The sequence below is a fragment of the Xanthobacter sp. ZOL 2024 genome (assembly GCF_052932325.1).
This window is the reverse complement of the sequence record NZ_CM128808.1, coordinates 502894-523928: the sequence shown is the minus strand read 5'-3', so window position 1 is coordinate 523928 and position 21035 is coordinate 502894. Positions and strand designations below refer to the sequence as shown.

16 protein-coding genes and 1 tRNA gene are annotated in these 21035 nt (G+C 69.1%); 10 read left to right on the top strand and 7 right to left on the bottom strand.

Annotation, left to right across the window (positions count from 1 at the left end; translation table 11 throughout):
- Positions 1-136 precede the first annotated feature (136 nt).
- The 3 genes from ACU4E7_RS02605 to ACU4E7_RS02595 all read left to right on the top strand — a co-directional run bounded on the left by ACU4E7_RS02605 (position 137) and on the right by ACU4E7_RS02595 (position 2791).
- Positions 137-859 (top strand): response regulator, encoded by a 723-nt coding sequence (locus ACU4E7_RS02605; RefSeq protein ID WP_238120602.1) that lies wholly within the window; start codon positions 137-139, stop codon positions 857-859.
- Positions 856-2244: an ATP-binding protein gene (locus ACU4E7_RS02600; RefSeq protein ID WP_443266202.1), complete on the top strand. Its 1389-nt coding sequence runs from the start codon at positions 856-858 to the stop codon at positions 2242-2244. Before ACU4E7_RS02605 ends, ACU4E7_RS02600 begins: the two co-directional genes overlap by 4 nt.
- A gap of 73 nt (positions 2245-2317) precedes the next feature.
- Positions 2318-2791 carry an META domain-containing protein gene (locus ACU4E7_RS02595; protein ID WP_447020551.1) on the top strand — a complete coding sequence of 158 codons (474 nt, stop codon included), beginning with the start codon at positions 2318-2320 and terminating at the stop codon, positions 2789-2791.
- Between the two features lie 16 nt (positions 2792-2807).
- Here the strand turns inward: ACU4E7_RS02595 and ACU4E7_RS02590 are convergent, their stop codons facing one another.
- The 3 genes from ACU4E7_RS02590 to ACU4E7_RS02580 are packed head-to-tail and all read right to left on the bottom strand — an operon-like array spanning position 2808 to position 5717.
- Positions 2808-3626 carry an ABC transporter permease gene (locus ACU4E7_RS02590; protein WP_238120604.1) on the bottom strand — a complete coding sequence of 273 codons (819 nt, stop codon included), beginning with the start codon at positions 3624-3626 and terminating at the stop codon, positions 2808-2810.
- A complete protein-coding gene (locus ACU4E7_RS02585) occupies positions 3623-4540 on the bottom strand; it encodes an ABC transporter permease (RefSeq protein WP_447020550.1) in 918 nt (305 codons plus the stop codon). Before ACU4E7_RS02585 ends, ACU4E7_RS02590 begins: the two co-directional genes overlap by 4 nt.
- A 10-nt stretch (positions 4541-4550) precedes the next feature.
- Positions 4551-5717, bottom strand: a complete 1167-nt coding sequence (locus tag ACU4E7_RS02580) for an ABC transporter ATP-binding protein (RefSeq protein ID WP_238120605.1) — start codon at positions 5715-5717, stop codon at positions 4551-4553.
- Positions 5718-6002: 285 nt separating this feature from the next.
- Here ACU4E7_RS02580 and ACU4E7_RS02575 point away from each other — a divergent pair.
- From ACU4E7_RS02575 to ACU4E7_RS02565, 3 genes are all read left to right on the top strand, one after another.
- Positions 6003-6077 (top strand) — tRNA-Thr (locus ACU4E7_RS02575).
- A gap of 156 nt (positions 6078-6233) precedes the next feature.
- Positions 6234-9134: a class I SAM-dependent DNA methyltransferase gene (locus ACU4E7_RS02570; protein WP_447020549.1), complete on the top strand. Its 2901-nt coding sequence runs from the start codon at positions 6234-6236 to the stop codon at positions 9132-9134.
- Between the two features lie 125 nt (positions 9135-9259).
- Complete coding sequence (locus tag ACU4E7_RS02565; RefSeq protein ID WP_447020548.1) at positions 9260-10735, top strand: sensor domain-containing diguanylate cyclase; 1476 nt, start codon at positions 9260-9262, stop codon at positions 10733-10735.
- Positions 10736-11034: 299 nt separating this feature from the next.
- Here the strand turns inward: ACU4E7_RS02565 and ACU4E7_RS02560 are convergent, their stop codons facing one another.
- Genes ACU4E7_RS02560 through ACU4E7_RS02545 form a run of 4 tightly spaced genes read right to left on the bottom strand, consistent with a single transcriptional unit; the run spans position 11035 to position 17918 of the window.
- Positions 11035-13101, bottom strand: coding sequence for a hypothetical protein (locus ACU4E7_RS02560; protein ID WP_447020547.1), 2067 nt, complete (start codon positions 13099-13101; stop codon positions 11035-11037).
- 49 nt (positions 13102-13150) lie between these two features.
- Positions 13151-15964, bottom strand: a complete 2814-nt coding sequence (locus tag ACU4E7_RS02555; protein WP_447020546.1) for a DUF4159 domain-containing protein — start codon at positions 15962-15964, stop codon at positions 13151-13153.
- The gene (locus tag ACU4E7_RS02550; protein WP_447020545.1) at positions 15964-16890 is read right to left on the bottom strand and encodes a DUF58 domain-containing protein; all 927 of its coding nucleotides are present in this window, start codon (positions 16888-16890) and stop codon (positions 15964-15966) included. Before ACU4E7_RS02550 ends, ACU4E7_RS02555 begins: the two co-directional genes overlap by 1 nt.
- Positions 16891-16904: 14 nt before the next feature.
- Positions 16905-17918 (bottom strand): AAA family ATPase, encoded by a 1014-nt coding sequence (locus ACU4E7_RS02545; protein WP_238120610.1) that lies wholly within the window; start codon positions 17916-17918, stop codon positions 16905-16907.
- Positions 17919-18173: 255 nt separating this feature from the next.
- Here ACU4E7_RS02545 and ACU4E7_RS02540 point away from each other — a divergent pair, with 255 nt between their 5' ends.
- The 4 genes from ACU4E7_RS02540 to ACU4E7_RS02525 are packed head-to-tail and all read left to right on the top strand — an operon-like array spanning position 18174 to position 20984.
- Positions 18174-18812, top strand: a complete 639-nt coding sequence (locus ACU4E7_RS02540) for a DUF1285 domain-containing protein (RefSeq protein ID WP_447020544.1) — start codon at positions 18174-18176, stop codon at positions 18810-18812.
- A complete protein-coding gene (locus ACU4E7_RS02535) occupies positions 18809-19489 on the top strand; it encodes a CoA pyrophosphatase (protein ID WP_447020543.1) in 681 nt (226 codons plus the stop codon). Before ACU4E7_RS02540 ends, ACU4E7_RS02535 begins: the two co-directional genes overlap by 4 nt.
- Positions 19489-19749 carry a DUF6111 family protein gene (locus ACU4E7_RS02530; RefSeq protein WP_238120612.1) on the top strand — a complete coding sequence of 87 codons (261 nt, stop codon included), beginning with the start codon at positions 19489-19491 and terminating at the stop codon, positions 19747-19749. Before ACU4E7_RS02535 ends, ACU4E7_RS02530 begins: the two co-directional genes overlap by 1 nt.
- Positions 19746-20984: a CCA tRNA nucleotidyltransferase gene (locus tag ACU4E7_RS02525; RefSeq protein WP_447020542.1), complete on the top strand. Its 1239-nt coding sequence runs from the start codon at positions 19746-19748 to the stop codon at positions 20982-20984. The genes ACU4E7_RS02530 and ACU4E7_RS02525 overlap by 4 nt, the downstream gene beginning before the upstream one ends.
- The last annotated feature ends 51 nt before the right edge of the window (positions 20985-21035 follow it).

Below are 21035 nucleotides of genomic sequence, written 5' to 3'. Positions count from 1 at the left end.
AGCCGGTGCACCAGCTTTTGCCGCGACGCGCAAGGGTGGCGCGCAAGGGTGGCACGCAAGGGTGGCGCGCAAGGGTGGCGCGCAAGTGTGACGCGCAGGGGTGGCGGCCATGGGCCGCGCCACCAGGGAGCCAGAGATGACCGAGCCGACGGCCGCGACCAGTCCCATGCCCCCGCTGCCGGACGACGTGCCCCACCTGCTGGTGGTGGACGACGACAACCGCATCCGCACCCTGTTGTCGCGCCTGCTCATCACCAATGGCTATCGCGTCACCACCGCCGCCTCCGCCGCCGAGGCGCGCAGCCGGCTGGAGGGGCTCACCTTCGACCTCCTGGTGCTCGATGTGATGATGCCCGGGGAGAGTGGCGTGGAGCTCGCCCGCTCCCTGCGCCAGACCTCCGCCGTGCCCATCCTCATGCTCACCGCCCGCGCCGAGACCGAGGACCGCATCACCGGGCTCGAGGCGGGGGTGGACGACTATCTCGCCAAGCCGTTCGAGCCGCGCGAGCTGCTGCTGCGCATCGGCTCCATCCTCAAGCGGGCGGCGCCACCGCCGCAGAAGGCCATCGAGAGCGTGCGGTTCGGCGACTTCACCTTCCATCTGGAACGGGGTGAATTGACCCGTGATGGCGAGATCGTGCGCCTCACCGAGCGCGAGCGCGACATGCTGCGGACCCTCGCCGAGGCGCCGGGCGATACGGTGCCGCGCCTTGCCCTTGCCGGCGGTGGCGCCACCAGCGAGCGGGCGGTGGATGTGCAGGTGAACCGGCTGCGCCGCAAGCTGGAGCGGGACCCGGCCAATCCGGTGTTCCTGCAGACCGTGCGCGGCATCGGCTATCGGCTGGTGGTCACGCCTTGAGCCGGATGGAGCGCGGCCTGTCGGGCCTGCAGGCCGTGGCCCACGGGCTGAAGGAGGCCAACGCCCGCTTCGCCCACTGGTTCAACCGGGTGACGCCCAAGGGCCTCTATCCGCGCTCGCTGCTCATCATCGTCACCCCTATGGTGCTGCTGCAGTCGGTGGTGGCGTTCGTGTTCATGGAGCGCCACTACAATACGGTGACCCGGCGCCTCTCCGCCGCCGTCAGCCAGGACATCTCGGCGGTGGTGGCGCTCTATCCGGTGCTGCCGCGGGACAATGATTTCGAGCTTTTGCGCCGCATCGCCTGGCGCAACCTCGGCCTCAACGTGGCGGTGCTGCCGCCCGATCCGCTGCCGCCGCCGGGGCCCAAGCCCTTCTTCTCGGTGCTCGACAGCGCCTTGTCGCGGGAGATCGGCCGGCGGGTGAGCCGGCCGTTCTGGATCGACACGGTGGGCAAGTCGAACCTCATCGAGGTGCGCATCAAGATGGATGATTCGGTGCTGCGCATCTTCGCCCAGCGCAACACCGCTTATGCCTCCAACTCCCACATCTTCCTGTTGTGGATGGTGGGCACCTCCCTGGTGCTGCTGGCGGTGGCCATCCTGTTCCTGCGCAACCAAATCCGTCCCATCGAGAATCTCGCCGACGCGGCCGAGGCGTTCGGCAAGGGGCGGGACGTGGAGAATTTCCGCCCCCGCGGCGCCCGCGAGGTGCGGCGGGCCTCGGTGGCCTTCCTGGAGATGAAGCGGCGCATCGAGCGGCAGATCGAGCAGCGCACCACCATGCTCGCCGGTGTCTCCCACGACATGCGGACCATCCTCACCCGCTTCAAGCTGGAACTCGCCTTCCTGCCGGACAATGCCGACACCGACGCCCTGAAAAAGGACGTGGAGGAACTGCAGGGCATGCTGGAGGCTTATCTCGCCTTCGCCCGCGGCGACACCGGCGAGGCGGTGACCCTGACCGACATGGGCATGCTGATCGAGGACCTGCGCCAGAATGCCGAGCGTGACGGCGCCGAAGCGCGCGCCTCCTTCATGGGCCCGCCGCTGGTGGAGGTGAAGGGCGAGCAGCTCAAGCGCTGCATCGGCAATCTCGTGAACAATGCGGTGCGCCACGCCGATACGGTGGAGATCACCGGCACCCGCGACGCGCGCTGGCTGATCGTCAACGTGGATGACGACGGCCCCGGCATTCCCGAGGAGAAGCGGGACGACGTGTTCCGCCCGTTCCTGCGGCTCGACGACGCCCGCAACCAGGATGAAGGCGGCTCGGGCCTCGGCCTGTCCATCGCCCGCGACGTCGCCCGTGCCCATGGCGGCGACATCACCTTGGCCGACAGCCCCCTCGGCGGGTTGCGCGCCACCGTGCGCATTCCCGTATAAGGCCGGGCAGCCGGTCCACACCCCCTTCCACGCCGGCGCGGCCGGCGTGGACGATGCAGGAGCACCCGAACCGATGACCCGCAGCAGACCGATGACCCCGACGGACACCCCCGTGCCGGCCACCGCCGCTGCCGCCGGGCTTGGGCGGCGCGCTTTTATGGCGCTGGTGGGGATGGGCCTCGGCGCCACCATCGCCCGGGCGGAGGAAGCCCCCTCGCCGGTGGGCCGCTGGCTTGCCGAGGATATCGGCGGCAACGGTGTGCTGGATCGCCTGCAGACCACCCTGGAACTCACCGCCGAGGGGCGGGTGTCCGGCTCCAGCGGCTGCAATCGCTATACCGGGGAGGCCAAGGTGGATGGCAAGGCCATCCAGTTCGGGCCGCTCGCCTCCACCCGCATGAGCTGCTCGCCCGGGGCCATGGACCAGGAGACGAAGTTTCTCGCGGCCCTGGAAGCCGCGCGGGGCTGGCAGGCGGACATGGGCCGCCGCACCCTCACCCTCAACGACGGGGCCGGCAAGGCTTTGGTGCTGTTCTCGGCCCTGTGACGGCGCACTCTGGCCGTCAGCCGGCCAGGGCCGCGCGCTCTTCTGCCTGGCGAATGGTCTCGGTGCGCTTGGTGATGATGGAGGCGGCCAGCACCACCACCGTGACGATGGCGATGAGGATGGTGCAGATGGCGTTGATCTCCGGCGTCACCCCGAGCCGCACCTGGGAATAGATGCGCATGGGCAGGGTGGTGGCCCCCGGCCCGGTGGTGAAGCTCGCCACCACCAGGTCGTCCAGCGACAACGTGAAGGCCAGCATGAAGCCCGACACCACCGCCGGCAGGATCAGCGGCAGGGTGATGGTGAAGAACACCTTCAGCGGCGGGCAGCCGAGATCGAGGGCGGCCTCCTCCAGCGAGCGGTCGAAGGTGATGAGCCGCGACTGCACCACCACCGCCACGAAGCACATGGTGAAGGTGATGTGGGCGAGCAGCACGGTCCAGAAGCCGCGATCGAAATTCACCGCCACGAACAACAGCAGCAGCGACAGGCCGGTGATGACCTCGGGCATGACCAGCGGCGCATAGATCATGCCCGAGAACAGGGTGCGGCCGTAGAAGCGGCCGTAGCGGGTGAGGGCCAGTGCCGCCATGGTGCCGAGCACGGTGGCGGCGAGCGAGGAGAAGAAGGCGAGCCGCAGGGTGACCCAGGCGGCATCCAGCAGTTGCTCATTCTCCAGCAGCGCCCAATACCATTGGGTGGAAAAGCCCGCCCACACGGTGACGAGGCGCGAGGCGTTGAAGGAATAGACCACCAGCAGCAGGATGGGGATGTAGAGGAAGGCGAGGCCGAGGGCGATGGACGTCACATTGAACCAGGTGAGCCTGCGGTTCATCGGCCCGCCTCCAATTGGCGCTGCTGGACGTTCTGATAGATGACGATGGGGATCACCAGCACCAGCAGCAGCAGCACCGCCACCGCCGAGGAGACGGTCCAGGAGCGGTTCACGGTGAACTCGGTCCACAGCGACTTGCCGATCATGATGGTGTCGGAACCGCCCAGCAGGTCGGGGATGACGAACTCGCCCACCGCCGGGATGAAGCACAGGAGCGCGCCGGCGGCGACGCCCGGCAGGGAGAGCGGAAAGGTGATGGTCCAGAACGCCTTCACCGGCGGGCAGCCGAGGTCGGCGGCCGCTTCCAGCAAGGTGTCGTCCAGCTTCTCCAGGGCGGAATAGAGCGGCAGCACCATGAAGGGCAGGTAGGAATAGACGATGCCGATATAGACGGCGATGTCGGTGTTGAGGATCTCCAGCGGCGTGTCGATGACGCCCAGCGCCATCAGCCCCTGGTTGAGCAGGCCTTCGGGCGAGAGGATGCCGATCCAGGCATAGACGCGGATCAGGAACGAGGTCCAGAACGGCAGGATCACCAGCATCAGCAGGGTGGGCTGCAGGCTGCGCGGCGCCCGCGCCATGCCATAGGCGATGGGGTAGCCCACCAGCAGCAGCAGCGCCGTGGAGATGGAGGCGATCACCAGCGAGGAGCCGTAGGCCTGGATGAACTCGTTGGAGAAATCCAGCACGTAGACGTAATTGTCGAACGACAGGCCGGAGACGAAATCGGTGAAGCCGGTCCAGCCGTCGGCGAGGTCCAGTTGCGGCGCATAGGGCGGCTGGGCCACCACATCCTGCGACAGCGAGATCTTGAAGACGATGAGGAACGGCGCCAGGAACAGCGCCAGAAGCCACAGATAGGGCACCGCGATCACGAGGTAGCGGCGCCGTCCGTTTTCTCCCGCCATCGGCATCGGCACCTCCTCAGCGGGTCAGGATGACGCCGGCATGGGGCGCGAACGTCACCCACACCTTGTCTTCCCAGGTGATGGGCCGCTGCACCACGCGCGACAGGTTGGGCTGCGAGACCTTGATGCGCTGCCCGCAGGCGAGCTCCACATGGTAGATGGACAGGTCGCCCAGATAGCCGATGTCCCAGATCTCGCCCTGGAAGCAGTTTTCTGAGGTGTCGGCCGGTTGATCGAGGGAGATGCGCAGCTTTTCCGGGCGGATCGCCACACAGGCCGTGTCGCCCGGCTGCGCCGCCACCGCCTGGGCGACGACGAGGGGCTGGGGGGTGACCTCAGAGCTCAGCCGGGTGCTGTCGGCGCCGGTGGCGGAGATCCGGCCCTCGATGAGGTTCACCTCGCCGATGAAGTCCGCCACATAGCGGCTGGCCGGCTGCTCGTAGATCACCGCCGGGGGCGCCACCTGCATCAGCTCGCCATGGTTCATCACGGCGATGCGGTCGGCCACCGTCATGGCCTCTTCCTGGTCGTGGGTGACGATCAGGAAGGTCATGCCCAGCTGCATCTGCAGGTCCATGAGCTCGAACTGGGTTTCCTCGCGCAGCTTCTTGTCGAGGGCGCCGAGCGGCTCGTCCAGCAGCAGCAGCTTGGGCCGCTTGGCGAGGGAGCGGGCCAGAGCCACCCGCTGGCGCTGGCCGCCGGAGAGCTGGTGCGGCTTGCGCTTGGCGAACTTCTCCAGCTTGACGAGCTTGAGCATCTCCTCGACCCGGGCGTCGATCTCGCCCTTGCCCATCCTGTCCTGCTTCAGGCCGAAGGCGATGTTGTCGGCCACGTTCATGTGCGGGAACAAAGCGTAGGACTGGAACATCATGTTCACCGGCCGCCGATAAGGCGGCACGCCGGCGAGGTCCTGGCCGGCGAGGGTGACGCGCCCTTCGGTGGGCTCCTCGAAGCCGGCGAGCATGCGCATCAAGGTGGTCTTGCCGCAGCCGGAGGGGCCGAGCAGGGCGAAGAACTCCCGCTCATAGATGTCGAGGCTGACGTGGTCGACGGCGGTGAACTCGCCGAATCGCTTCACCACGTTCTCAAAGCGGATGAGGGGCTTCTGGGCCGGATCGGCCCATGGCTGGAAGGTCCGCCTGACTGCGCCGATGGTTTGGGTGCGCGGCTTGTCCGCAGCCATACTGTCCCCCCGGTGTGGCCTCTCCTCCTGAGGCTATAGAGGGAACAAGAAACGCTCAAGACATGTGCAAGCGCAAAAAAGGAGCTTCGGCCTTGAGATCGGCGGGCGGCGCGGGGAGTTGTCCACCGCTTGCCGGTCGAAAAGGGGCGTCCCGGGGATGAAGATGCAGATATCGCACGAACGCCCTTGCGCCGGTCTGAAGCATATGGCAGATGGGGCCACCTGACGGCGAACGACACGTCGCCGCCCTTCGGGACCGAGGGTTTGACCCTTCCCGATGCGGATGCTGCGGTAGCTCAGTGGTAGAGCACTCCCTTGGTAAGGGAGAGGTCGAGAGTTCAATCCTCTCTCGCAGCACCAGCTTAAAATCTTGATATTCCTGTTCTTGTCGCGCACCCGCGCCGGGCGATCGTGGATTGTCGTGCGCCGGGGTGGTTCGGTGTGGGCGGTGGTGGGCGTTGGGCGGGGAGTGCGGTAGAAAGGGAAGCGCGCCGCGCCCGGGGGGTCGACAAGATCATGACGCCGCACGAGTTTATCGCGAAGTGGCAGAACTCGAAGCTCAAGGAGCGCGCCGCGGCGCAGGAGCACTTCATCGATCTGTGCCGCCTCTTGGGCGAGAAGACCCCGGCTGAGGTTGATCCCGAAGGCCGCGACTATGCTTTTGAGGTGGGCGCCACCAAGACCACCGGCGGCAAGGGCTTTGCCGATGTGTTCAAGCGCGGCCATTTCGGCTGGGAATACAAGGGCACCCACGCCAATCTCGACAACGCCTTCGCCCAGCTGCAGCGCTATGCGGTGGCGCTCGATAATCCGCCGCTGCTCATTGTGTCCGATGTGGGCACCACCATCCGCATCCACACCAATTGGACCAATTCCGTCTCCAAGGTCTACGAGATCCCCATCTCGGAGCTGGAGGATGCGGAAAAACGCGGCTGGCTGAAGGCCGCCTTCGCCGACCCCGAGGTGCTGCGCCCCACCAAGACCCGCCAGCAGCTCACCGAGGAAGTGGCCGGCAATTTCGCCGAGCTGGCCCGTTCGCTGCGCACCCGCTATGGCGAGCCGGAGGAGGTGGCCCACTTCATCAACCGCCTCGTCTTCTGCATGTTCGCGGAAGATGTGAAGCTGCTGAAGGATGCCATGTTCAGCCGCATGCTGGAGCGGGCGCTGGAAGATCCTTCCGCCTTCACCGATTTCGCCGGCGATTTGTTCCGCGCCATGAGCAAGGGCGGGCGCATCGGGTTCGAGAAAGTGGCCTGGTTCAATGGCGGCCTGTTCGACAATGACCGGGTGTTCGCCCTCACCAAGGACGAGATCCGCCTCGTGCACGGGGCCGCCACCCGCTATTGGGGCGATATCGACCCCTCCATTCTCGGCACTTTGTTCGAGCGCGGGCTGGACCCGGACAAGCGCAGCCAGCTCGGCGCCCATTACACCGACCGCGACAAGATCATGATGATCATCGAGCCGGTGCTCATCGCCCCGCTCACGGCGGAATGGGAGAAGGCGCGGGCCGAGATCGCCACGCTCATGGAAAAGGCCGCCGCCCAGGATGCGGCCGCGAAGGCGAAGCGCGGCAAGGCCGGTTCCACCGCCAAGGGGCAGGCCACCAAGGCCCATAACGATGCCCAGGCGGTGCTGGCGAACTTCCTGAAGCGGCTGGGGGATTTCAGGGTGCTGGACCCGGCCTGCGGCTCGGGCAACTTCCTGTATCTGGCGCTCAGGGCGCTGAAGGACCTGGAGCACCGCGCCCAGGTGGAGGCGGAGGCGATGGGCCTGGAACGCGGCTTCCCGCGCATCGGGCCGGAAGTGGTGCGCGGCATCGAGATCAACCCCTATGCGGCTGAGCTGGCGCGGGTGTCGGTGTGGATCGGCGAAATCCAATGGATGCTCGCCCACGGCTTCCCCGCCGCCGAAAACCCGGTGCTGAAACCGCTGGAGACCATCGAGTGCCGCGATGCGGTGTTGAATGCGGATGGGACGCCGCACCTGTGGCCGGAAGTGGATGTGATCATCGGCAACCCCCCGTTCCTCGGCGGCAAGCTGCTGCGTGCGGAACTGGGGGATGACTACGTTGATCGCCTCTTCCAGGCGTACCGAGGTCTGGTGCCGGCCGAGGCGGATTTCGTCGTCTACTGGATCGCGAAGGCTGCGGCGGCGATTGAAGCGGATCGGGCGAAGCGGGTGGGGCTGGTGGCTACGAACTCGGTGCGCGGCGGAGCGAACCGTGTGGTCATGGACCGGATCGCCGACAAGATCGGCTTCATTGCCGCTTGGGCGGATGAAGCGTGGACGGTGGAGGGGGCGGCCGTTCGCGTGTCGCTGATTGCGTTTGGCCCCACTGGCGATGACGAAACGCGGCGCCTGGACGGGGTGTCTGTTCTGCGGATCAATTCAGATCTAACAGATGCGTCGTCAGATATTGCGAAATCTGAGAGGTTGGAAGAGAATTTCGACCATGCGTTCCAGGGCCCCGTCAAAGTTGGTCCCTTCGATATATCAGGAGATTTAGCGAGAGCGTGGATTGTTCGCGGGCATAACCCTCACAATAAATCGAACATTTCTGTTCTTCGCCCTTGGGCTAATGGATTAGATGTCACTCGCAGGCCAAGAGGCCTGTGGATAATTGATTTTTCAGATCTGGCTCAGGAAGACGCGGCCCTGTTCGAGCTGCCCTTTGCTCACGTTGAGGCCGAAGTGCGGCCAATAAGAGAGCAAAATCGCGACAGTCAGCGGAGGCAAAATTGGTGGCGGTTGGGACGATCCGGCTCTGATCTCAAGCGGGCATCGAAAAATTTGAGGCGTTTTATTGTCACGCCGCGTGTCGCGAAATACAGACTTTTTTCGTGGGCGTTTAGTGGGCTTCTGCCCGACTGCCAGTTAGTCGTCATCGCCCGCGATGACGACACCACCTTCGGTATCCTTCATTCCCGCTTCCACGAGCTGTGGTCGCTGCGTCTGTGCACATGGCTCGGCGTCGGCAATGATCCGCGCTACACGCCCTCCACCACCTTCGAGACCTTCCCCTTCCCCGAAGGCCTGACCCCCAACATCCCGGCCGCCGATTATGCCGATGATCCCCGGGCCATGGCCATTGCCACCGCGGCGGCGCGGCTCAATGAATTGCGGGAGAATTGGCTGAACCCGGCGGATCTGGTGCGGCGGGAGCCGGAGGTGGTGCCGGGCTATCCCGATCGCATCCTGCCCGTCAGCCCCGAGGCGGAAAAAGAGCTGAAGAAGCGCACCCTCACCAATCTCTACAATGCCCGCCCCACCTGGCTCGTCAACGCCCACAAGGCCCTCGACGAAGCGGTGGCCGCCGCCTATGGCTGGCCGTCGGACCTCTCCGATGATGAGGTGCTCGCCCGCCTCTTCGCCCTCAACCAGGAGCGGGCCGCCGCCCAGGCGAAGACGAGCTGAGCGGCCGGGCGCGCCCGCGCCCGGGGGACTGAAAGATGCCAGTTTGGACGCATCTGGCCGCGCGCTCTCCCGCGGGTTGTGCTGTAGTGGGGCTGCAGCCCATCCCTGTCGCGGTCCGCGCCATCATGTCCATGTCCCGGTTCAAGGTCTCTCTCCCCTCGATCGCCGTCGCCGCGGTGATCGCGCTCATCCTCGCGGCACAGGGGCTGCTGCTGTGGCAGACCTATTGGGACACCTGGGACCTGGAGGTGGGGGCGGCGCGCAACCTGCTGGGGTCGGTCTCGTCCAACATCGAGCGCAATCTCACCATGGTGGAGCTGTCCATCATCGGCATGCAGGATTCGGTGAAGCATCCCGAGATCATGGCGCTGCCGCCGGACCTGCGCGCGCGGGTGCTGTTCGACCGGCTGGCCTATGCGCCGTTCATCGGCTCCATGCTGGTGATCGGCAAGGATGGCTCCATTCTGGCGGATTCCCAATCCCTGGAGCCGCGGGCCGGCAATTTCGCCGATCGCAATTACTTCACCGCGCAGCGGGAGGCGGATCGCGGCACCTTTCTCAGCGATCCCCTGTCGAGCCGGCTGCGGGCGGATGCCCCCATCATCGTCCTGAGCCGGCGGATGACCGATGCCGATGGCGCGTTCGCCGGGGTGGTGATCGCCAGCATCAGCATTGACCTGTTCAATGCCATGTTCGGCAACATCCATTTCGACCATCGCGACAGCATCATGCTGAGCAAGGACAATGGCGTGGTCATCTTCCGCCAGCCGTCCACCGACGAGGCGGGCAACATCGGCCTCGATATCCATGACACGGAGAAGTTCCGCCTCATCTCCGCCAATCGCACCGGCGCCTTCATCCACACCTCGCCCATCGACGGCATCGAGCGTTATTACATCGACCAGCCCATCGGCAACTTCCCCCTGGTGCTGACGGTGGGCGTTTCCACCGAGGACGCCATGCGCGAATGGCGCCGGCAGGTGCTGATCACCGTGTTGAGCACGGCCCTGGTGTGCGCCCTCATCGTCATCACCGTGCGCACCCTGCGGCGCTCGCTGGCCCGCAGCCAGGCCATGGAAGCCCAATTGGAGATGCTCTCCGCCACCGATGCCATGACCGGCCTGCCCAACCGCCGCGCCTTCGACCGCACCCTGCTGGACGAAGCCTCCCGCGCCGCCCGCACCAAGAGCACCCTGTCCATCGTGCTGATCGACGCCGACCACTTCAAGGCGGTCAACGACCGCTTCGGCCATAAGGTGGGTGACGAGGTGCTGCAGCGCCTTGGCGCCACCATCGCCACCTCCATCCGGCGCCCTGGCGATTTCGCGGCGCGCTACGGCGGCGAGGAGTTCATCGCCATCCTGCCGGATACGGACGCGGCCGGGGCCCGCGCCATCGCCGAGCGCATCCGCGCCAATGTGGCGGCCATGCGCCCCAGCGCTTCGGCGGCGGAGCTCACCACCATCAGCGCCAGCCTCGGGGTGGCCTCCGGGCCTATCGCTCCCGGCCAGGATGCCGAAGAGCTGGTGCGCCAGGCCGACATGGCCCTCTACAAGGCCAAGGAAGCCGGCCGCAACCGGGTGGTGGTGGCCGCCGGCTGAGCCGGCGCGCCAGACGCCATCATCGCGGGCTGTCATGGAGCGCCATCGGGCGCATGCGGCGCGCCGCCGGGCTGGGGCCCGGCCCCGCATCCGGCGGGCGTCGCCCATCGAACCCACGGTTGAAGCCGCCGTGTTCGCGGACGTCGCGGCCCGGCCACGGGTCGTGTTCGCAGTGGCCGTGTTCAATGGCCGTGTTCAATGGCCGTGTTCAGTGGCCGTGTTCCGGCCGCGTCTCGCCCCAGGGATGCCCGAGAGCGGCTTCCCCACACGCCTGCGGCCTTCCCGCACCCACGGCCGCGTTAGCGGCCTTCCCGTACCCACGCGGCGGCGAGCACGCCGAGCAGCAGCAGCAGGCCGCTGAGCCCGGCGAACACCGGGAACAGGCCGATGCCGCGCACCACCGAGACATCGCGGGTGGCAAGGCCCATCCAGTCGGCGCCGGCGAGGCGATCGCCGGAGGAGACCTGCACCACCCGGGGCACGCCGCCGTTGAGATCGGCGAGCCGCCACAGGCCGCCGCCGCTGGCGTTCACGATGGGCGCCACCACCGCGCGGGTGCTGGTGACCTCGGCGAATTCCTTGGGGTTCAGCGGGCCGATATTGGCGAGCGCGGTCAGGGTGCCATTGGTGGCCCGCCACAGGCCCAGCGCATCGGCCGGGGTGCTGGCCCGCCACAGGCCGGGCTCCACTTCCTTCAGGGCCAGGGTGCGGGTGGCGCCCTCGGGGGTGGTGATGAGCGCCGGCGGCACCGTGTCGCCCATGGTCTGGCGCTCCACCACCAGGTCGCGGCCGGAAACGGTGAGCTTCAGCCGTTCCTCCTCCAGGTCCGGTTCCTTCATCAGCCAGTGGGAGAGGCGGCGCAGCAGGTCGATGTGCGGCCCGCCGCCCTCATAGCCGCGCGCCCACAGCCAGATGTGGTCGGAGAGCAATTGGGCGACCCGCCCTTCGCCCACCCGGTCCACCAGCAGAATGGGCTTGTCGCCGGGGGCGGTCATCAGCGGGGTGCCGGAGCGGGCCTGGGAATCGATGACCCGGAAGAAGCGGCTCCACTGGGGCGGTTCCGCATTGGCGCCGGGCAGGCCCCGGGTCACGGGATGGCGCTTGCCGGCGGCGCTGAGCCGGGCATGGAAGGGGGTTTCGGTGACCTGTCCCGAGGGCATGCCGGGTAGGATCTCCTCCAGCGGCGTGTTGTAGAGGGAGCCGGGCTCCACATAATCCGTGCCGGAGGCCACCAACACCGCGCCGCCATTGCGCACATAGCGCACGATATTGTCGAAATAGACCTGCGGCAGCACGCCCTGCTGGGCGTAGCGGTCGAAGATGATCAGGTCGAAATCCTTGATCTTGGTCTGGAACAGCTCGCGGGTGGGAAAGGCGATCAGCGAGAGCTCGTTGATGGGCGTGCCGTCCTGCTTCTCTGGCGGGCGCAGGATGGTGAAGTGGACGAGGTCCACATTGGCATCGCTCTTCAACAGGTTGCGCCAGGTGCGCTCGCCGGCGTTGGGCTCGCCGGAGACCAGCAGCACCTTGAGCTTGTCGCGTATGCCGTCGACGGAAACGGCGGTGCGGTTGTTCACCAGGGTCAGCTCGCCGGGCAGCGGCGGCACCTCGAATTCGATGATGTTGGGGCCGGCGTGGGTGATGTCCACGTCGATCGTATCGCTCACCCCGGCGGTGACGATGGGCCGGGCGATCTCCTCGCCGTCGCGCCGCACGGTCACCGGCACCCGGGCGCCGGGCGGCAGGCCTTCGTCGGTGACGCGGAAGGTGAGGCTCTGATACTGGCCGACGATGCCGAAGCGGGGCGTCTTCTCCAGGGTGATGCGGCGGTCGCTCTCGCCCTCGTGGCCGGTGATGAGGGCATGCACCGGGGCGGTGAAGCCCAGCGCCGCTGCGCTGTCCGGCACGTCATGCACCCGCCCGTCGGTGAGCAGGATGGCGCCCGCCACCCGCTCCGGCGGCACATCGGCCAGGCCGGCGGAGAGGGCGGAGAAGAGCCGGGTGCCGTCGGTGTCGCCATGGGCGGCATCGACGGTCAGGGTGCGCACCTCCACGCCGGGCAGCTGGCCGAGCTTTTCGGCAAGGGCCGCGCGGGCGGCCTCGGTCTGCGGGGTGCGCTCGCCGAACGACTGGCTGGCGCTCTCGTCCACCACCAGCGCCACCACCGAGGACAAGGGCTCGCGTTCCTCGCGGGTGAGCGAGGGGTTGGCGAGGGCGAGCAGCCCCACCGCCAACGCCAGCGCCCGCAGTCCCGCGCCGCGGGTGCGGGTCATCAGCAGCAGGCCGGCCAGCACCAGAGCGGCCACGCCAAGGCCGATCAGCACCGGCCAGGAGACGAAGGGGGCGAAGGCGAGGCCGTAGCTCATCGCGCACCCCCGCGGGTGGAGCGGGCCTCAGGCCGGGGGAAACGGGCGGTCATTGGCCGAGCCTTTCCAGCAGCGCCGGCACATGCACCTGGTCCGCCTTGTAATTGCCGGTGAGCACATACATCACCATGTTGGCGCCGGCGCGGAACGCCATTTCCCGCTGGCGCGGCTCGCCGGGGGTGAGAGGCAGCAACGGCTCGCCGGAGCGGGTCACCGCCCAGGCGCCGGCGAGGTCGTTGGAGGTGATGATCACCGGCGAGACGCCATCGCCGGCCCGCGCCGGCCGGTCGGCCTCGTCGCCGGGGGGCAGCGCCTCCACCCAGGTGGTGCCGCCGGTGAAGCGGCCGGGGAAGTCTTTCAACAGGTAGAAGGCCTTGGTGAGAACGTGCTCGCGCGGCACCGGGGCCAGCTCAGGAATGTCGAGGCCGGAGAGGATCTCCCGCAGCCGCGCCTGCGCCGGGGTGAGGGCGGCGCCGGGGGTGTTGGAGGAGGCGATGGCGTCGCGGGTGTCGAAGATCACCGTGCCGCCCTGCTTCATATAGGCATCCACCCGCGCCAGCACCGCCGGCGGCGGCACCGGGCTATCGGCCAGGATCGGCCAATAGATCACCGGGAAGAAGGCGAGCTCGTCCTTGGAGAGATCCACCCCCATGGCCTCGCCCGCCTGCAAGGCGGTGCGCTGGGCGAGGAAGGCGGCCAGGCCGTTCAGCCCGGCGCGGGAAATGTCGTCCACCTCCGGCTGGCCGGTGGTGACGAACGCGAAGCGCGTCTGGGCGGTGGCCATCTGGGCGAAGCCGTCGTCGCCGGCCCGGGCCGGCGGCGGCAGAGCGAGGGCGCCGAGGGCGAGGACGGCGGCGAGAAGCGCCGCCGCCGTGCTGCGCCGTCCGCCGAGGCGGGAGAGGCCGCCGGCGAGATAGAACACCGCCAGCGCATCGAGCAGCAGCAGCACCATGGCGGCGATCAGCACCGGGCCGCGCAGATCCTGCGGTGCGCTCTCCTGCAGCGGCTCGGCGCGCAGGCCCAAGGCGGCAAAGTCGATGGCCTTGGGCGCATCGGCCGGCAGCAGCGCGTTCACCGCGACGAGGCCATCGGGCGGGCCGTAGAAGCCGGGGGGATGATCGGCGCTGGCGCGGCCGGTGAAGGTGGCGGGAATGGCCCGCACCGTGGGGCCGGGCGGCGCGAAGGCGCCGAAGCCGTCCAGCACCCGCGCCGCGGCGAGGTTCGCCACTTCCGGTTGGCCGAGGGGCGCAGTCTGGGGCGCGCGCTGGGCCGGGGCGGCATCGGCGGTGGGGGGCGGGGCGTCCGACAAGGCGATCACCCGCCGCAGCATGTCCACGAACGTGCCGGACAGCGGCAGGTTCGACCACGAGGTGTCGGCGGTGACGTGGAACAGCACGATGGCGCCCTTGCCCACCCGCGCGCCGGTGACGAGCGGGGTGCCATCGGCCAGCGCCGCCCAGGTGTGCTCGCCGAGATTGCCATCGGGATCGGCCAGCACCTGACGGGTCACGGTGACGTCGCCGGGCACCTTCATGTCGCGGAACGGGCCTTCGGCCGTGAGGGCGCCGAGCTTCTGCGGCGTTTCCCAGGAGAGCGAGCCGCCCAGCACCCGGCCGCCACGGCGCAGCTTCACCGGCAAGAGGTCGTCCTGGGCATTGGCGAGGCGCGGCCCGGCGAAGCGCACCAGCACGCCGCCATTCTCCACAAAGCGGGCGAGCCGGGCGCGGGTGGCGGCGGGAATGGTGCCCACGTCCGGCAGCAGCAGCACCGGCAGGTGCTGCTCCAGAAACGCATTGATGTTCTCGATGGCCGAGCCGGTCTCCGCTACGCGCAGGTCGGCATAGGGGCCGAGAGCGCGGGTGAGGTAATAAGTGGGGGCGAGCAGGGGCTGGCCGGTATCGGTGCTGGTGCCGGAGACGATGCCCACGGTGCGCCGGCGCCAGCTCTTGTCGATGAGCTGCACGGCTCCGGCGGAGTGGCTGCCGATGATCTCCAGCCGGGCGATCTCGTTGCGCATCTCCACCGGCAGAGCGAAGCGGGCGGTGGCCGCGCTGGCGCCTTCGGCCAAGGTGAACGGCGCCTCGCCGAGGGTGAGGCCGCGCATATCCTTCGCCTCCACCCGCCCGGCCGCGGCGCCGGGGGCGGAGCGCAGCACCTTCACGCTCAGGGCATCGGCGCCGTTCTCCGGTCCGGCGAGGGCCAAAACCGGGGCGCCGGCCATCAGCAGCGCGGCGGAATTCTTCAGTGGTGCCAGGGTGGCCGCGAGATTGGCATCGGCGCCCATGTCCACGGCATCGGTGAGGAAGACGAGGCCGGCCTTCGGCTCCTTCTCCAGGAGCCGGCTGGCGAGGGCGAAGGCGGCGGCCCGCTCCGGCGCATAGGCCACGGGAGCGAGGGAGCGCAGGCGGTCGCGGGCGGCGCCGGGGGTGAGGAAGCCCGGCTCGCGCGGCACGTCGCCGGTGGGGATGAGGGCGACGCCGCGGCCGCTGGTGTCCGCTTCGTCGATGAGGGCGCCGGCGGCCGCCATGCGGGCCTCCCACTGGCTGGCGGCGGGCCAGCCCTGGTCGATCACAAGCACCAGCGGCCCATCGGCGCCGGGGCTGGTGGCGGGCGGATTCCAGATGGGGCCGGCGGCGGCCAGGATGATGAAAGCGGCGAGCAGCAGCCGCAGCGCCGTGAGCCACCAGGGGCTGCGCGCGGCGCTCTCCTCCTTGGGGCGGATCTCGAACAGCAGGCGGGTGGGCGGAAAGGCGATGGCGCGCGGCTTCGGCGGCACCACCCGCAGCACGTACCATAACAGCGGCAGCGCCAGGAACGCGGTGAGCAGCAGCGGCGCGGCGAAGGCGAGGGGCAGGCCGAACATCAGGCGCGCCCTCCGCTGCTGGCGGCCGCGCCCATGCGCATGTGCAGCGCCAGCAGCAGCTCGCTGGCGGGTCGGTCGGTGCGATGCACGAGGAAGCTCCAGCCGAGCCGCTCGGCGGCGGCGCGCAGGGCGGCGCGGTGGGCGTCGAGCTTCAGCTCATATTCGGCGCGCCAGCTTTCGGCGCGGCCAACGGTGAGCCTGTCGCCGCCTTCGGGCTCGGAAAATTCGATGCGGCCGGAAAAGGGGAAGGTCTCTTCCGCCGGGTCGACGATCTGCACCACATGGCCGTGGGCGCCGCCGGCGGCGATGGCCTCCAGGCGGGCGATGATCTCGGCGGCGGGGCTCCAGAAGTCGCCCAGCAGCACCACTTCGGCGGTGGGGGCAGGGGCGAAGGCCGGGGGCAGGCTGGCCGGCAGCTCCGGCGCCAGAACCACCGATTCCGCCATGCGATCGACGATGCCGCGATGGGCGGACGGCCGCATCAGCCCCGGCACGCCCACCCGCTCGCCGCCGCGCACCAGCAGGTCGGCCAGAGCGAAGGCGATCACCAGCGCCCGCTCGCGCTTGGGCGGGCGGTTGCCGGTGGCATAGTCCATGGAAGCGGAGAGGTCCGGCCAGACCCACACGGTGTGGGCGGCCTCCCATTCGCGTTCGCGCACATAGAGAATGTCGTCGCGGGCCGAGCGGCGCCAGTCCACCCGCGCGGCGGGCTCGCCGGCCAGAAAGCGGCGATATTGCCAGAAGCTCTCGCCGATGCCGGCGCGCCGTCGGCCATGCAGGCCGTGCTGCACGCTGGAGGCAATGCGGCGGGCCTCCAGCACCAGCCGCGGCATGGCCGCCACCAGGCCGGCGGCGGCCAGCGCCGCCCGCTCCACCGCTCGGGTCGCGGTGCCGGTTGCAACTGCCTCGTTCGATCCCTGTGCCAAGCCGGATGCGCCCCTCAACCGATCTGCGCCACCAGGCGGCGGATGATGGCGCTCACGCTCTCGCCCTCGGCGCGGGCGGCGAAGGTGAGGGCCATGCGGTGCTTCAGCACCGGCTCGGCGAGCGCCGCCACATCGTCGAGGGAGGGGGCGAAGCGCCCGTCCAGGAGCGCCCGGGCACGCACCGCCAGCATCAGCGCCTGGGAGGCGCGCGGGCCGGGGCCCCAGGCGATGAAGCGCTGTTCCGCGCTTTCCGCCGGCTGGTCGCCGGCCGGGCGGGCGGAACGGACCAGGGTGAGGATGGCTTCGACCACCGATTCGCCCACCGGCAGGCGCCGCACCAGGCGCTGGGCGGCCATCAGGTCATCGACCGCCATGGCGGCGCGGGGCTTCTGCTCCTCGGCGCCGGTGGTCTCGAACAGGATGCGCCGCTCGGCTTCCCGATCGGGATAATCCACGTCGATCTGCATCAGGAAGCGGTCGAGCTGGGCCTCGGGCAGGGGATAGGTGCCCTCCTGCTCCAGCGGGTTCTGGGTGGCCAGCACGTGGAAGGGCTTGGGCAGGTCGTGGCGCTCGCCGGCCACCGTCACGTGGTATTCCTGCATGGCCTGCAGCAGGGCCGACTGGGTGCGCGGCGAGGCGCGGTTGATCTCGTCGGCCATCAGCAATTGGGCGAAGATGGGCCCGCGGATGAAGCGGAAGGCGCGCTGGCCGCCGGTGGTCTCCTCCAGCACCTCGGCGCCGAGAATGTCGGAGGGCATCAGGTCGGGGGTGAACTGCACGCGCCGGGCATCGAGCCCCAGCACCGTGCCCAGGGCTTCCACCAGCTTGGTCTTGGCGAGGCCCGGCACGCCCACCAGCAGCGCATGGCCGCCGGACAGGATGGTGATGAGCGCGCGGTCGATCACCGCATCCTGCCCGAAGATGACCGCACCCATGGCGGTACGCGCCGCCCGCACGTGGCCGGCGGCGGTTTCCGCATTGCGCACGATCATCTGGTCGAGGTCGAAAGTCTCGCCGGCAGCCGACATCAAAAGGTCTCCACGCAAGGTCTCCACGCCCCGAGCCGGGCGTTGCGGGTGCATCGCCACGAGGCTCGCCGCAAAAGGCGGCGAAAAGGCGCCTGGATGCGATGATCTCGCGTCGCCCCGCCCGGGGCTAGCCCTGATTTCGCGTGGCAAAGGTCGCGCCACCCGGAAAGAGAGCTTACGATAAGATTGTGTTCCGTCTAATCCCTGAACGGGAGAAGCGCGCGCCGCGCGCTCACGTCATCGCGAGGACCGATCATGGCAGGCCGGAACGGCGGCGAAACCCTTGCGCCGTCAGGCGATGCGCCCACCGGCGCCGGTCGCCTGGAGGCGCTGATGGCGGCCGCGCGGGCGGCCGGCTCCGGGGGCGGACCGGCCCCGGTGGAGCGCTGGAACCCGCCCGATTGCGGCGACATGGACATGCGAATCGCCGCCGATGGCACCTGGTTCTACATGGGCACGCCCATCGGCCGGCCGGCCCTGGTGCGCCTGTTCGCCTCGGTGCTGACCCGTGAGGGCGCCCGCTATGTGCTGAAGACGCCGGTGGAAAAGATCGGCATCACCGTCGACGACGCGCCCTTCCTGGCGGTGGAGATGGCGCAGGAAGCGGGGCCCGAGGGGCCCACCCTGGTGTTCCGCACCAATCTCGATGACGTGGTGCGCTGTGGCCCCGAGCACCCGCTGCGCTTCGCTCCGGGGGCGCAGGAGGGGGAGTTCGTGCCCTATCTCGCCGTGCGCAACGGGCTGGAGGCGCGCCTCACCCGCTCGGCCTATTTCGATCTGGTGGCCGCCGGCGCGGTGCGGGCGGTGGGGGGCGAGGAAATGTTCGGCGTGGCCTCCGGCGGTGCCTTCTTCCCCATCATGCCGGCCGGGGCGCTGGACCTGCCCCCATCATGAGTGTGCCTGTCGTGACGTTTCCCCATCGCACCGCGCCGCCCGACTCACCGCTGGCGGACTTCCTCGACCGCGCTGCCCATGGCCTGTCCGCCGTGCCGCCGCCACCCTATGCGGAAGGGGCATTCGGCGCCGTGAATGGCGACCATGCCCTGCAGCCCAGCCTCGATGGCCTCGCCCCCACGGCGCCGCCGCGCCATGCCGCCGTGCTGGTGCCCATCATCGCCCGGCCCGATCCGGCGGTGCTGTTGACCCTGCGCTCGTCGAAGCTCTCCACCCATGCCGGGCAGGTCGCCTTTCCCGGTGGCCGGGTCGATCCCGGCGATGCGGACGAGAAGGCCGCAGCCCTGCGGGAGGCCCAGGAAGAGGTGGGGCTCGATGCCCATTGGGTGCGGCACCTCGGCTATCTCGATGGCTATCTCTCCGGCACCGGCTTCTGGATCGTGCCGGTGGTGGGGCTGGTGGACCCCGGCTACGCGCTCACCCTCAATCCGGCGGAGGTGGAGGAGGCGTTCGAGGTGCCGCTCGACTTCCTGATGACCCCGGCCAACCACCAGCGCCAGTCGCGGGAATGGAAGGGCACCCTGCGCCATTACTATGCCATGCCGTTCGAGGGGCGCTTCATCTGGGGCGCCACCGCCGGCATGCTGCGCAACCTCTACGAACGGGTCTACGCCTGATGCTGCGGACCATCCTGGTGGAACTGGCGCTGTTTCTCACGCCGTTCGTGCTCTATGCCGCCTTGCTCATCGCCACCAAGGGCTCGGTGGTGCCCAGGCACTGGTCGCCGCGGGCGCTGGTGGCGCTGGTGGTGGCCGCCCTGGCGCTGGTGGTGGCCGGCCTCCTGCTGTTCGAGGGGGGGCGCAGCGCGCCGCCCGGCAGCCATTATGTGCCGGCGCAGACCCGCGACGGCACCTTCGTTCCCGGGCATTTTGAATGACCGCGCCCGCCCTGGCCGGGGCCGCCTTCTGGGAGCGGCACGGCCTGCGCCGGCTTCTCGATGTGCTGAATGCCGATGGCGAGACCGCGCGGGTGGTGGGCGGCGCGGTGCGCAACACCCTCCTCAACCGGCCGGTGACCGATGTGGACATCGCCACCACCGCGCTACCCCAGGAGGTCAGCCGGCGGGCCCAGGCGGCCGGCCTCAAGCCGGTGCCCACCGGCATCGACCATGGCACCGTGACGGTGGTGGTGGACCATGCGGCCTATGAGGTCACCACCCTGCGGGAGGACATGGAGACCGACGGACGCCGCGCCGTGGTGCGGTTCGGCCGCAGCTGGGCGCATGACGCGGCGCGGCGGGATTTCACCATCAACGCCCTTTATGCCGATGCCGATGGGCGGGTGATCGACCTGGTGGGGGGGCTCGCCGATCTCAGAGCGCGCCGGGTCCGCTTCATCGGCGCTGCCGAAGCGCGGATCGCCGAGGATTATCTGCGCATTCTGCGGCTGTTCCGCTTTCATGCGGCCTATGGGGCAGGTCCGGTGGACCCGACCGCGCTCAGCGCAGTCATCCGCGGCCGGGCCGGGCTCGCCGGCCTCTCCCGTGAGCGGGTGCGGGCGGAGCTCTTGAAGCTGCTGGTGGCCGAGGGGGCGGCGGAGACCTTACGGGTGATGAGCGACACCGGCCTGCTGCAGCCGCTTCTGGCTGGCATCGCCGATCTGGCCGCCTTCGACCATCTGGTGGCGGAGGAAGCGACCGCCCACGTGGCACCGGAGGCCATGCGCCGCCTTGCCGCCTTGGCGCTTTGGACGGGCGACAGCGTGATGCGCCTGCGCGAACGGCTGCGCCTCTCCAATGGAGAAACCCGGCATCTGGAGGCGTTGGCCGCCGCCCAGCCGCCGGTGCCGCAGGCGCGGGCGCCGGAGCGTGATCTGCGGGCCTTCCTCTATCGCGCGGGTGTGGAGACGGCGCGGGACCGGGCGCTGTTGAGCGCGGCCCGCGATCCGCAGCGACGGGGCGAGACGGCCCGGCTGCTGGCGATGGCGCAGAGCTGGACCTCGCCGCGCCTGCCGGTGACCGCTGCCGACCTGATGGCCCGCGGCCTGCGCCCCGGCCGGGCCTTGGGGCAGGCCCTGGCCCGGGTGGAGGCTGCGTGGATCGCCGCCGACTTCCCCCTTGATGCGGACAGTTGCGCCGCGTTGGTGACGCAGGTGCTGGCGAGCCGGGATTAAGGCGGGGATAAAAGGTGCGGACGCGGCGCCGCCGCGCCCGGGAAGGCCGGG

Coding starts and splice junctions, on each gene's coding strand:
- ACU4E7_RS02540 (WP_447020544.1), top strand. CDS start 18,174: ATGGCAGGCCGGAACGGCGGCGAAACCCTTGCGCCGTCAGGCGATGCG.
- ACU4E7_RS02535 (WP_447020543.1), top strand. CDS start 18,809: ATGAGTGTGCCTGTCGTGACGTTTCCCCATCGCACCGCGCCGCCCGAC.
- ACU4E7_RS02570 (WP_447020549.1), top strand. CDS start 6,234: ATGACGCCGCACGAGTTTATCGCGAAGTGGCAGAACTCGAAGCTCAAG.
- ACU4E7_RS02530 (WP_238120612.1), top strand. CDS start 19,489: ATGCTGCGGACCATCCTGGTGGAACTGGCGCTGTTTCTCACGCCGTTC.
- ACU4E7_RS02545 (WP_238120610.1), bottom strand. CDS start 17,918: ATGTCGGCTGCCGGCGAGACTTTCGACCTCGACCAGATGATCGTGCGC.
- ACU4E7_RS02580 (WP_238120605.1), bottom strand. CDS start 5,717: ATGGCTGCGGACAAGCCGCGCACCCAAACCATCGGCGCAGTCAGGCGG.
- ACU4E7_RS02590 (WP_238120604.1), bottom strand. CDS start 3,626: ATGAACCGCAGGCTCACCTGGTTCAATGTGACGTCCATCGCCCTCGGC.
- ACU4E7_RS02525 (WP_447020542.1), top strand. CDS start 19,746: ATGACCGCGCCCGCCCTGGCCGGGGCCGCCTTCTGGGAGCGGCACGGC.
- ACU4E7_RS02595 (WP_447020551.1), top strand. CDS start 2,318: ATGACCCGCAGCAGACCGATGACCCCGACGGACACCCCCGTGCCGGCC.
- ACU4E7_RS02555 (WP_447020546.1), bottom strand. CDS start 15,964: ATGTTCGGCCTGCCCCTCGCCTTCGCCGCGCCGCTGCTGCTCACCGCG.
- ACU4E7_RS02605 (WP_238120602.1), top strand. CDS start 137: ATGACCGAGCCGACGGCCGCGACCAGTCCCATGCCCCCGCTGCCGGAC.
- ACU4E7_RS02565 (WP_447020548.1), top strand. CDS start 9,260: ATGTCCATGTCCCGGTTCAAGGTCTCTCTCCCCTCGATCGCCGTCGCC.
- ACU4E7_RS02585 (WP_447020550.1), bottom strand. CDS start 4,540: ATGCCGATGGCGGGAGAAAACGGACGGCGCCGCTACCTCGTGATCGCG.
- ACU4E7_RS02560 (WP_447020547.1), bottom strand. CDS start 13,101: ATGAGCTACGGCCTCGCCTTCGCCCCCTTCGTCTCCTGGCCGGTGCTG.